General features: G+C 70.6%; 11 protein-coding genes. 10 read left to right on the forward strand and 1 reads right to left on the reverse strand.

What is annotated here, in order from left to right:
* Nucleotides 1-41: 41 nt before the first annotated feature.
* Nucleotides 42-1,403, reverse strand: coding sequence for an MFS transporter (locus ACFYPJ_RS20545; protein WP_389018905.1), 1,362 nt, complete (start codon nucleotides 1,401-1,403; stop codon nucleotides 42-44).
* A gap of 108 nt (nucleotides 1,404-1,511) precedes the next feature.
* Between ACFYPJ_RS20545 and ACFYPJ_RS20550 the strand changes: the two genes are divergently transcribed.
* The 10 genes from ACFYPJ_RS20550 (at nucleotide 1,512) to ACFYPJ_RS20595 (ending at nucleotide 10,672) form a co-directional block, all read left to right on the forward strand.
* Nucleotides 1,512-1,997 carry a MarR family winged helix-turn-helix transcriptional regulator gene (locus ACFYPJ_RS20550; protein WP_389018908.1) on the forward strand — a complete coding sequence of 162 codons (486 nt, stop codon included), beginning with the start codon at nucleotides 1,512-1,514 and terminating at the stop codon, nucleotides 1,995-1,997.
* A gap of 61 nt (nucleotides 1,998-2,058) precedes the next feature.
* Complete coding sequence (locus tag ACFYPJ_RS20555; RefSeq protein ID WP_389018911.1) at nucleotides 2,059-2,991, forward strand: hydroxymethylglutaryl-CoA lyase; 933 nt, start codon at nucleotides 2,059-2,061, stop codon at nucleotides 2,989-2,991.
* Between the two features lie 34 nt (nucleotides 2,992-3,025).
* Nucleotides 3,026-3,796, forward strand: a complete 771-nt coding sequence (locus tag ACFYPJ_RS20560; RefSeq protein WP_389018914.1) for an enoyl-CoA hydratase/isomerase family protein — start codon at nucleotides 3,026-3,028, stop codon at nucleotides 3,794-3,796.
* A 77-nt stretch (nucleotides 3,797-3,873) separates the two neighbouring features.
* The gene (locus ACFYPJ_RS20565) at nucleotides 3,874-5,106 is read left to right on the forward strand and encodes a CaiB/BaiF CoA transferase family protein (protein ID WP_389018916.1); all 1,233 of its coding nucleotides are present in this window, start codon (nucleotides 3,874-3,876) and stop codon (nucleotides 5,104-5,106) included.
* A gap of 1 nt (nucleotide 5,107) precedes the next feature.
* Nucleotides 5,108-5,917: an enoyl-CoA hydratase/isomerase family protein gene (locus tag ACFYPJ_RS20570; RefSeq protein WP_389018919.1), complete on the forward strand. Its 810-nt coding sequence runs from the start codon at nucleotides 5,108-5,110 to the stop codon at nucleotides 5,915-5,917.
* A complete protein-coding gene (locus ACFYPJ_RS20575; protein WP_389018922.1) occupies nucleotides 5,917-7,608 on the forward strand; it encodes an AMP-binding protein in 1,692 nt (563 codons plus the stop codon). The genes ACFYPJ_RS20570 and ACFYPJ_RS20575 overlap by 1 nt, the downstream gene beginning before the upstream one ends.
* A complete protein-coding gene (locus ACFYPJ_RS20580; protein WP_389018925.1) occupies nucleotides 7,605-8,606 on the forward strand; it encodes an NAD(P)H-dependent flavin oxidoreductase in 1,002 nt (333 codons plus the stop codon). The genes ACFYPJ_RS20575 and ACFYPJ_RS20580 overlap by 4 nt, the downstream gene beginning before the upstream one ends.
* The gene (locus tag ACFYPJ_RS20585; RefSeq protein ID WP_389018928.1) at nucleotides 8,603-9,388 is read left to right on the forward strand and encodes a CoA transferase subunit A; all 786 of its coding nucleotides are present in this window, start codon (nucleotides 8,603-8,605) and stop codon (nucleotides 9,386-9,388) included. Before ACFYPJ_RS20580 ends, ACFYPJ_RS20585 begins: the two co-directional genes overlap by 4 nt.
* On the forward strand, nucleotides 9,388-10,032 hold the full coding sequence (locus ACFYPJ_RS20590; RefSeq protein WP_389018931.1) for a CoA transferase subunit B: 645 nt from the start codon (nucleotides 9,388-9,390) through the stop codon (nucleotides 10,030-10,032). The genes ACFYPJ_RS20585 and ACFYPJ_RS20590 overlap by 1 nt, the downstream gene beginning before the upstream one ends.
* A gap of 463 nt (nucleotides 10,033-10,495) precedes the next feature.
* Complete coding sequence (locus tag ACFYPJ_RS20595; protein WP_389019176.1) at nucleotides 10,496-10,672, forward strand: hypothetical protein; 177 nt, start codon at nucleotides 10,496-10,498, stop codon at nucleotides 10,670-10,672.
* The last annotated feature ends 334 nt before the right edge of the window (nucleotides 10,673-11,006 follow it).

Here is an 11,006-nt window from a genome sequence, read left to right on the forward strand (position 1 = left end):
CGACTTCATGAACCACCTCGGGGTCGGACGCGTGTTCGGGCCTACGGCGAGAGCTGCTGCTCGCGCAGGTCGCTCGCCTTGATGCCGACCAGCAGCAGGACGACGGCGAGGAACACGATGCCGGCACTGATCTGCAGGCCGAGGGCGAGGCTGCCGGTGTTGCTCTGGATGAATCCGAGCAGGGACGGCGACGCCGCCGCCGCGAACGAGCCCATCGAGGTGACGAGGGCGATTCCGGTGGCCGCTGCGCGTTCGCTGAGGTAGATGGAGGGGATGGAGTAGAAGACGGTGAGGCCGGAGTAGTGGGCCGCGGCCAGGACCGCAAGGAGCGCTACGACCAGGGCGACGTTGTGTCCGGCAACCGAGAGCGCCACCATGGCCACGATGGCGACGATCCAGCTCAGGGCCGCGTGCCAACGGCGTTCCAGGGTGCGGTCGGATTGCCGTCCCACGATCAGCATGACCACGATGCCGAGCAGGGGTGGCAGCGCGGAGAAGAGGCCGAGGTCGAGGACGTCGCCGACGCCCGCCTCGGCGATGATCCGCGGAGTCCAGAAGGACACGGCGTTGGCGAGGGTGTAGGCGCCGCAGGCGCACAGGCCGATGATCCACACCTTGGGGTCGCGCAGTGCGAGAAGCAGTCCGTTGTGCCCCTTGCCGGTCGCCTGCCCGTCCTCCTTGTGCCGCTGGTCCGCGTCGAGGTCCGCCCGTACGGCCGCCTGCTGCGCGGGAGTCAGCCAGCGTGCCTGTTCGGGTTCGTCGACCAGCCACAGCAGGACGGCACCCGCGAGGAGGAGCGGCGGGATTCCCTCGATGATGAACAGCCACTGCCAGTCGGCGAGACCGGCGCTTTGGCCGAAGGCCTTCATGATGCTGCCGGACATGAGGGAGCCGAGGACACCGGAGACGGGCACTCCCGCGAAGAACACCGCGGTCATGCGCGTGCGCCGGACGGAGGGGAACCAGCGCGCGAGGAAGTAGAGCGCTCCGGGGAAGAAGCCCGCCTCCGCGACGCCGAGAAGGAACCGGGCGACGTAGAAGGTGATCTCGTTGTGGACGAGTGAAGTGCCGACGGTGACGACGCCCCAGGACGTCATGATGCGAACGAGTGTCTTGCGGGCGCCGATGCGGGCGAGCAGCGCGCTGCTCGGTACCTCGAAGAGAATGAAACCGACGAAGAAGAGGGTCACGCCGAGGCCGTAGACGGCCGAGCCGAAGCCGAGGTCCCGCTGGAGTCCCTGTTGGGCGATGCCGATGTTGGTGCGGTCGATGAAGCTGACCACATAACAGATGACCAGGAGCGGCATCACGCGCCAGGTGATGGTGCGGTAGGTCGCGGCGCGGTCGACCTCGGATGTGTCGGCGGCGTGCTGCGATGTGGTGAAGGTCGTTGGATCGGCCACGACGTACAGCTCCTTCGCTGTGGTGTGTCGCCGGAGGCGGCGGGCGCTGCGAGTTTCCGCCGCCTAAGTTGATAAAGTCAACAGTCTGGGCGGGATACCATGCCGCTCATGGTGAAACGTCAGGACGGTCGAGACCTTGTGCCGATCTCCGAGCTGCTGTCCTACCGGCTCTCGCGTACGTCGTCGGCCCTGTCGCGCAGCGCGGCCCTCAGGTATCGCCGCGAGTTCGACGTCAGCCTCGGCGAGTGGCGTGCCATCGCGCTCATCGCCGCCGACCCGACGCTGACGCTCAACCGGCTGGCCCGGCGGGCCGGCCTGGACAAGGCACAGATGAGCCGGGTCGTGCGAGGGCTGGTCGAGCGAGGAGTCGTCAGGCGTACCGAGGGGACGGGGCGCAGTCGCCAACTGGCTCTCACGGAGGCCGGGGTCGAGGTGTACCGGGGCCTGATCGCGGCCGCGAACGAGCGGGACGCGGTCTTCGCGGCGCTCCTCTCCGACGAGGAGGCCCGGGTCCTTGGGTGCGCACTGGAGAAGCTGGCCGACCTCGCACTGTCTCTGGAGCGGCAGGAGCGGGACCTCCTTGACGGGGAATAGTGTTGACATTATCAACAGTCAGGGGATAGATCTGGTTGAGTCATCCTGAGGAGGTGGCTCGATGACCGACACGGTCACCGTCTGCGAATGCTTCGCCCGGGACGGGCTGCAGCACGAACCCACGTTCGTACCGACCGCTACCAAGATCGCCCTGCTGGAGGCGTTCGCCGACGCGGGATTCCGCCGTATCGAGGCAACCAGCTACAGCCATCCGCGCTGGGTCCCCGCGTTCGCCGACGCGAGTGAGGTCCTGGCGGGCGTCACCCACCGCCCCGGTGTGGCGTTCAAGGCGACGTGCCCCAACCCCCGCGCCGTCGAACGCGCCCTGGCCGACCTCGACCTCGACCGCGGCACGGGCGCCGAGGAGCTGAGCCTGCTGGTGTCGGCCAGCGAGAGCCACACGGAGAGAAACCTGCGCACCACACGGGCGCAGCAGTGGAAGCGGGTCGAGGACATGGTGGCCCTGGCAGGCGGCCGGTTCCGGCTGATCGGCGTGGTCTCCGTCGCGTTCGGCTGCCCCTTCGAAGGGCACGTCGACCCGGGCCGCGTCGCCGAGGACGTCGCCCGCTTCGCCGCCCTCGGCGCCGATGCCGTCACGCTGGGAGACACCACCGGCGTCGCCACTCCCGCAGTTGTCGCCGATCTTTTCCGCCGCCTGGACCGGGCCCATCCCGGGCTGCCGGTCGTCGCCCACTTCCACAACACCCGCGGCACGGCCGTCGCCAACGCGGTCGCCGCCCTGGAGGCCGGCTGCCGCCACTTCGACAGCGCCCTCGGAGGTGTCGGCGGCCATCCGTCCAAGATCGGCTACGGAGCCGGCCTCACCGGGAACGTCTGCACCGAAGACCTGGTGAGCCTGTTCGACGCGATGGGTGTCGACACCGGTATCGACCTCGACGCACTCGCCTCCGCATCCCGGGCCTGCGAGAAGGCGCTGGGCCGCCCCCTGCACAGCATGGTGGCCCGCGCCGGTTTCCAGCGCTCCGCCGCCTGACCCTGCCCCACTGCCCGACCGAGGAGAACCTTCCGTGACCGTCACCATCAGCGGGCAGCCCGCCGAGGCGGCCGCAGCGGCCGACGACGTCCTGCTCGTCGAAGACCGCGGCCCCGTCCGCGTCCTCACCCTCAACCGCCCCGACAAGCTCAACGCCCTCGACACCGCGCTCACCCGGGCCCTGAGCACCGCGCTCACCGCGGCCGACGACGACGGCGGAGTACGCGCCGTCGTCCTCACCGGCGCAGGCCGCGCGTTCTGCTCCGGCGCCGACCTGTCGGAGTTCCCGGCCCTCACCCCCGGCCAGCCCGAAGCGGTCCTGGAACGGGCGGCTCTCACCGCCCGGCTGCAGACGCAGATGCAGGGGATGGGAACGCCGGTCGTCGCCGCCGTACGCGGAGCCGCCGTGGGCGGTGGCGCCGGACTCGCCATCGGCGCCGACATGACCGTCGTGGGCACGGACCTGAAGTTCGGCTACCCGGAACTGCGGCACTCCCTCGTCCCCGCCCTGGTCATGACCGGACTCCAGCGCCAGTTGCACCGCAAGCTCGCCTTCGAACTCATCAGCACCGGACGGCTGCTGACCGCCGCGGAGGCGTGGGAACACGGTCTGGCCAACCGCGTCGTGGAACCGGACCAGGTGGTAGCCGCCGCGCTGGAGATCGCGGAGCGGTGGGCCGGGGTGGAGCCCCGCGCCCTTCGCGCGGCGAAGGACTTGTTCTACCGAGTCGCGGACCTGCCCACCGAAGCGGCGATGCGGGCCGGTCAGGACGTCAACGCGCTGATGCGGGGGTTCCGTCGGTGACCACGCCCGCTACGCCGCCGACCGGGAAGGGGCCGACCACGCCTTTGCCCGGGGCCCCGCCGGCCCCGCCCACGCCGGTGACCGCGTCCGTCCCGGCCTCACCCGGCACGGCGCCCGCCACGCCGGGACCGCTCACCGGCATCACCGTCCTCGACTTCTCACGGGTGCTCGCCGCCCCGATGGCCACCCAGATTCTCGGCGAACTGGGCGCCACCGTCATCAAGGTCGAACGGCCGGGCGGCGGCGACGAGACCCGCGGCTTCGAGCCTCGCCTGCCGCACGGCGAGAGCGCCTACTTCTTCGCCTTCAACCGCGGCAAGCGCTCCATCACCTTGAACCTCAAGGACACCCGCGGCCGGGACGTCGCACGCAGGCTCGCCACCGGCGCGGACGTGGTCGTGGAGAACTTCCTGCCCGGCGTCATGGACCGGCTGGGACTGGGGTACGACGACCTGTCCGCCGACAACCCGGGGCTGGTGTACGTCTCCGCCACCGGCTTCGGGCAGAGCGGCCCCGACCGCATGCGCAAGGGCTACGACACCGTCTTCCAGGCGCTGTCCGGTGTCATGGCGATGACCGGGGAACCGGACGGACCGCCCAGCAAGACCGGCATCCCGGTGGCGGACATGACGTCCGGACTCTGGGTCGCCATCGCTGCGCTCACCGGTCTGGCCGGCCGCGGCGCCGCCGGCCGCGGCCGGCACTTCGACGTCTCCATGATGGACGTCCAGCTGAGCCTGCAAGCCCTCAACGCGGCCCGGCTGTTCGCCCGGGACGAGGACCCGGTCCGTACCGGTACCGAACACCCCGGGCGGGTCCCCTCCGCCGCCTTCCGGACCGCCGACGGCGGCTGGCTGCACATCAGCGGGAGCGACCAGCACTGGTCCCCCCTGTGCTCCGTGCTCGGTCTCCCCGAACTCGGCGCCGATCCGGCCCTGCGGCACAACGCGGGACGGGTCGCCCAGCGCGACCGCGTCATGACCACGCTGCGCACGGCCATCGCCGGACGGGGCCGCGAGCCGCTTCTCAAGGAACTCCGCGCCGCCGACATCCCGGCCGGGGAGGTCCGCGGCGTCCGTGCGGCCCTGGCCGACCCGCACGCCCGGGAACGCGGCGTCGTCACCGACTTCGAGCACCCCACCGAGGGCACCTTCCAGGCCCTGCGCACCCCGCTGCGGGAGACCGGCGGCGAGCCCGCGCCCGCCGGCATCCCACCTCTGCTGGGCGCAGACACCCATGACGTCCTCGCAGAGGTCGCCGGACTCGGCCAGAGCGAGATCGAGGACCTGCGGGCCGCGGGGGTGATCTGAGATGACCGTGACCGACAAGCCCGGCCCCGCCGACGCCCCGCGTGTGCACTGTTCGGTGACCGACGGCATCGCCCACGTCGAACTGGCCCGGCCCCGCGCCCGTAACGCCGTGGACCTGCCGATGTGCCGGCAACTGCGCGCCACCTTCGAGGAGATCGACGCCGACGACGACGTCCGCGTGGTGCTGCTGTCCGCACAGGGCCCCGCCTTCTGCGCCGGAGCCGACCTCAAGGAGCGGGCCGGCCGGGACGCCGGCTGGGTCCGCCGACGCCGCCTCGCCTCGTTCGCCGCCTACGAGGCCATCGAACAGTGCCGCCACCCGGTCGTCGCCCTCGTGCACGGCGCGGTCGTGGGATCCGGTGGTGAGATCACCCTCGCCGCCGACTTCGCCGTCGCCGCCGAAAGCACCACATTCCGCTTCCCCGAGCCGCACTGGGGCACGGTCGGCGCCACCCAGCGCCTGCAACGGGCCATCGGCAAACGCCGCGCCAAGGACCTCCTGTTCACCGGCCGGCCCCTGCCCGCCGCCGAAGCCCTCGACCTGGGCGTCGTCTCCCGCCTCGTACCGGACGACAGGCTGGCCCGCACCGGCGCGGACATCGCGGCCACGATCGCGAAGGCGCCACCGCTCGCCATCGCGCTGACCAAACGGGCCGTCGACCTCGGCAGCGAGACCGACCTCGACCGCGGCATCCGGATCGAGATGGCGGCCATCGAGCAGTGCCTGGCCGACAGCGGCTGGCGCGACGGCGTCGACCGGTTCGCCCACCGCCGTTCCGGCGGCTCGCACACCCCAGCGGAGGAGCAGTGATGGACCTCAGGACGGCATGCCCCCTGACCGCCCACGAGGCACTGGAACGGGCAGCCCTGCTCGCCCCCGACGTGGAGGCCGTGGTCACCGCCGAGGAACGGATCACCTACGCCGCGCTCGCCTCCGAGGTCGCCCGGATCCGCGGCGCCCTCGCCGCCGCCGGCATCGGCCGGGGCGACCACGTCGGCCTCTGCCTCGGCAACGGACCCCGCTGGGTCGCCCTGTTCGTCGCTATCGGATCGGTCGGCGCGTTGACCGTCCCCGTCAACACCCGGTACACGGCCGGCGAGGTAGCACACACCCTCGCCCACGCGAAGGTCTCCACCCTCTTCGCCGCCGACCGGGTGCTGCGCACCGACTTCTGCGCCATGCTGCGCGAGATCGGTATCGGCGCGGACGGCACCGGTACCTGCTCCGAACTGCCCGACCTGAAGCGGATCGTCGTGTGCGGCGACAACGTGCCCGACTGGGCGACGGCATGGCCCGACTTCCTGGCCGAAGCCGAAGCCGAAGCCGAAGCCGAAGCCGAAACTGAAACAGAAACTGACGCCGACGTGGAAGCCGGAACCGGTGCCGGCCGCGAGACCCCCGCGACCGGCACCCCCGACGACGTCCTGCTCGTCCAGTACACCTCCGGCACGACCTCCCGGCCCAAAGGCGTGCTCCTCACCCAGCGCAGCATGTGTGCCGACGCGTTCTTCTCCGGCGCCCGCCTCGGCCTGCGACCCGGAGACCGCTTCCACAGCGCCCGGCCCTTCTTCCACGTCGCCGGCAGCACCCTGTCGGTCCTCTCGTCCATCCAGCACGCCACCACGCTGGTGACCATGCCGAGGTTCGAACCGGCCGAGGCGCTGCGGCTGCTGGAGACCGAGCGGTGCACCCACTTCTCCGGCAACGACACCATCGCGCTGATGCTCCTCAACCACCCCGACCGCGCGCACCGCACGCTCCATCTGCGGGGTGCGTGGGTCGCGGCCTCGCCCACCATCGTCCGCCGGGTGATCGACGAACTGGGCGCCACCGAGTGCGTCGCCGGATACGGGCTGTCCGAGGCATCCCCCAATGTCGCCCAGTCCTGCTGGTGGGAGGACGACCAGGTGAGGGCGTCCGGCGCCATGTGTGTCGAGCCCGGCGTCGAGGTCCGCATACGCGCCGCCGACGGCACCCGCGACTGCGAGCCGGGCGAGCCCGGTTCCATCCTGGTGCGCGGATGGAACGTGATGCAGGGCTACCTCGACGCCCCCGAGGCCACCGCGGCGGCCATCGACACCGACGGCTGGCTGACCACCGGTGACGTCGGCACGCTCGACGCCACCGGCCGGCTGCACTTCGTCGGACGCACCAAAGACATCATCCGGGTCGGCGGCGAGAACGTGGCACCGGCCGACGTCGAGGACACCCTGCACGGCCATCCGCACGTGCGGCAGGCCGTCGTGGTCGGCGTCCCCGACGAACGCCTGGTCGAAGTGCCCTTCGCGTTCGTCGTCCTCACCGAACCGGGCACCACCGAGGAAGAGTTGCTCACCTGGGCCCGCACCCGCATGGCCGCCTTCAAGGTGCCCCGCCATCTGCGCATCGTCGACGGTTTCGAGGACATCGGCATGACCGCCAGCTCCAAGGTGCCGAAGAACCGGCTCGCCTCCCACGCTCGTACGCTGCTCGCCCAGCGGGATCACGAGGTGCCGGCATGACCAGCATCCCCACCCCGGTCACCCGGCTGCTCGGCATCCGCCTCCCCGTCATCCAGGCCGGCATGTCCTGGGCCTCGTCGAGTTCGGCGCTCCCGCTCGCGGTCAGCCGGGCGGGCGGGCTCGGAGTCGTCGCCGCGGGCCCCATGCGGCTGCCCGATCTCGCCCGCGTGCTCGACGAGATGGCGGCGGGCACCGACCGGCCCTGGGCGGTCAACCTGCCCCTCCACCGGCAAGGCGCCGACGAGGTCATCGACCTGCTCCTGTCCCGCCGGCCACCGGTACTGATCGCATCCCAGGGCGGGCCACGCCGCTACCTGGAGCGCTTCCGCGACCTCGGCACCGTCTGCCTGCACGTCGTGGCCGGGGTCGAACACGCCCGCAAGGCAGCGGACGCGGGCGTCGACGGCCTCGTCGCCGTCGGCGCGGAGGCGGGCGGCCACCCGCCGCCCGCCATGGTCGCCACGCAGGTGCTCGTACGTGCCCTGGTCCAGGCCGTTCCACAGACCCCGGTGATCGCCTCCGGCGGGATCGCGGACGGCGCCGGACTCGCCGCGATGCTGGCCCTGGGCGCGGGCGCCGTCCAGTTCGGCACCCGCTTCCTCGCCACCGAGGAAGCCACCGTGCACCCCGACTACAAATCGGCGGTGCTCGCCGCCGGAGTGGAGGACACCTGCACGGTCGGCCACGGCCTCGGCCTCATCCGCGCCGTCGGGAACGACTTCACCACACGTATGCGGCGCCTGGAGGAATCCGCCGCCGAACTCGACGTACGCCGCAAGGAGTTCCAGGCCGCCACGCTCAAGGACGCCGCTCTGCACGGCCGGGTGCGCGAGGGCAAGGTGGAAGCGGGCCAGTCCGCGGGCCTCATCGACGCGGTGCTTTCCGCCACCGAGGTCGTCGAGCGCATCGTCACCGAATACCGCATCGCACTGACCCGTCTGCCCCTGCCGCTCCCCGCCGAGCCGCGATCCGCCCTGGCCGAGGGGGCCGGAGCATGACCGACAAGGTGGTCGCCACGGCCCTGGAGGCGGTGGCCGATGTGCCGCGCGGCGCGTCGCTGGCCGTGGGCGGCTTCGGCCTCAGCGGTGTGCCGAACGTGCTGATCCAGGCGCTGTACGAGCGCGGAGTGGGCGAGCTGTCGGTGGTCTCCAACAACTGCGGCGCGATGGAGTCCGGCCTCGCGGTGCTGCTGGCGGCCCGGCGGATCGCGCGGGTGACCGGTTCCTACATCGGGGCGAACAAGGAGTTCGCCCGCCAGTACCTGGCCGGGGAACTGGAGGTGGAGCTGATCCCCCAGGGCACGCTGGCCGAACGGCTGCGCGCCGGCGGGGCCGGCATTCCCGCCTTCTACACCCCGGCGGGGGTGGGCACCCAGGTTGCCGACGGCGGGCTGCCCTGGCGCTACGACGGGCGGGGCGGCATCGCGCTGGCCTCGCCGCCGAAGGAGGTCCGCGAGTTCGACGGCACCGCGTACGTGCTCGAACACGGCATCCGCACCGACTTCGCCCTGGTCCGGGCGGCCAGGGGTGACCGGCACGGGAACCTGGTGTTCAACAAGTCCGCCCGGAACTTCAACCCGCCGGCCGCGATGGCGGGCAGGATCACCATCGCGGAGGTCGAGGAACTGGCCGAACCGGGCGGGATCGACCCGGACGCGGTGCACCTGCCGGGCGTCTTCGTCCAGCGGGTGGTCGTGCTGACGGCCGAGCAGGCGAGAGACAAGAAGATCGAACAGCGCACGGTTTCCGCGTCGTCGGTACGAGGAACGGTGAGCCACTGATGGCCTGGACGCGCGAAGAGACGGCTGCCCGCGCCGCGCGGGACCTCAGGGACGGCCAGTACGTCAACCTCGGCATCGGCCTGCCCACCCTGATCCCCAATCATCTGCCCGAGGGCGTCGAGGTCGTCCTGGAGTCCGAGAACGGCATTCTGGGCACCGGCCCCTACCCCGCCGAGGACGCCGTCGACCCGGACCTGATCAACGCCGGCAAGGAGACCGTCACTGTCCTCCCCGGCGCCTCCTTCTTCGACTCGGCGCTGTCGTTCGCCATGATCCGCGGCGGCCACATCGACGTGGCCGTCCTGGGCGCCATGCAGGTCTCCGCGCACGGCGACCTGGCGAACTGGGCCGTCCCCGGCAAGATGATCACCGGGATCGGCGGCGCCATGGACCTCGTCCACGGCGCCCGCACGGTGATCGTCGTGATGACCCACACCGCCAAGGACGGCACGTCGAAGATCGTCGAGGAGTGCACGCTGCCGCTGACCGGCAGGCGTTGCGTGAACCGGATCATCACCGACCTCGGCGTCCTCGACGTCACCGCCGACGGGCTCCTGCTCGTCGAGACCGCTCCGGGCGTCACCGTGGACGAGATCACCGCCAGAACCGACGCGAAGCTGACCGTGCCGAAGGACCTGAAGTGAAGGACGTCAGGCGTCGCCGACGCCGTACGCACCCCGAGGGGTACCGCTTCGACTCCGGCAGGCTGTGAAAACGTACCCAGACATCCCGGTACGGGTCGCGGAGCTTGTACCCGACCGGAGGGCAACTGGGCCAACGCTGCTGCCACAACTCCGTCAGATCTGTCTGCCCGTCACCAGACACCCGCCGCACTCGTCCTCTCGCATGTGAACCTGCCGACGACCATGATGCCGGGGCTCACTCACGAGAGAAACCGACTTCTTTGCCGCCTCTTGGGTGTGAGGGGATGGGCAGGCCGCGGGTCGTGGGCAGGCGCAGAAGCCCGACAAAGGTGTCACTCAACACCCTCCTCCAGAAACATATCTCGCCCGCTCAGGGTCGGGATGCCGTCCAGACGCTGGTGCAGATTCCCGGCACCAGGACTCGGGCCGGCACAGCCATCCCGGTGTCGAGGTCGGCTGCCTCATCCATGGCGACGTCCTGATGGAGTTCGATGACAGGCCGGCCCTCCGGCTGCGTACGGGGGACCCGTGCTTCCTCCCCGACGGCGTCATCCACAATGCCCGCAATGTCGGCAGGGTCACGACGACGACGCTCTCGACGTATGTCGTCGATGTCACGAAGCCGGGTGTGACCACTTAGGCCAAATCCAGCCCCGATCAACCCTCCCTTGCCGTCGCCCGACCCTCACACAAATGACATGAACCCCATCCCGGGAGCTGTAAAAATGTCCCCTGCGGCGAGAAAACACCGATATTCAGCAGCCCCTGGAAATTGGACATGTCCGGTACGGACGTGATCGGTAGATGTGTACTTTTCCACCCGTCATTCCGACCGGCGAGATTTGCACTATGATCTTCCCGACAGTCGCAATGCGCCACACATGAACTACCATCGGTTGGCAGAACTTGAGATTCTTCGTGCTGTCCGCAGACCGACCAAGTAGGCTCCAGGTGCTCTCACCTGCCGTGGTAAG

It is taken from the genome of Streptomyces sp. NPDC006012, from assembly GCF_042871185.1.
Taxonomy (GTDB): Bacteria; Actinomycetota; Actinomycetes; order Streptomycetales; family Streptomycetaceae; genus Streptomyces.

Excerpts from the sequence above, each read along its gene's own strand:
- ACFYPJ_RS20555 (WP_389018911.1), top strand. The coding sequence starts at position 2,059 with ATGACCGACACGGTCACCGTCTGCGAATGCTTCGCCCGGGACGGGCTG.
- ACFYPJ_RS20590 (WP_389018931.1), top strand. The coding sequence starts at position 9,388 with ATGGCCTGGACGCGCGAAGAGACGGCTGCCCGCGCCGCGCGGGACCTC.
- ACFYPJ_RS20585 (WP_389018928.1), top strand. The coding sequence starts at position 8,603 with ATGACCGACAAGGTGGTCGCCACGGCCCTGGAGGCGGTGGCCGATGTG.
- ACFYPJ_RS20570 (WP_389018919.1), top strand. The coding sequence starts at position 5,108 with ATGACCGTGACCGACAAGCCCGGCCCCGCCGACGCCCCGCGTGTGCAC.
- ACFYPJ_RS20575 (WP_389018922.1), top strand. The coding sequence starts at position 5,917 with ATGGACCTCAGGACGGCATGCCCCCTGACCGCCCACGAGGCACTGGAA.
- ACFYPJ_RS20550 (WP_389018908.1), top strand. The coding sequence starts at position 1,512 with ATGGTGAAACGTCAGGACGGTCGAGACCTTGTGCCGATCTCCGAGCTG.
- ACFYPJ_RS20580 (WP_389018925.1), top strand. The coding sequence starts at position 7,605 with ATGACCAGCATCCCCACCCCGGTCACCCGGCTGCTCGGCATCCGCCTC.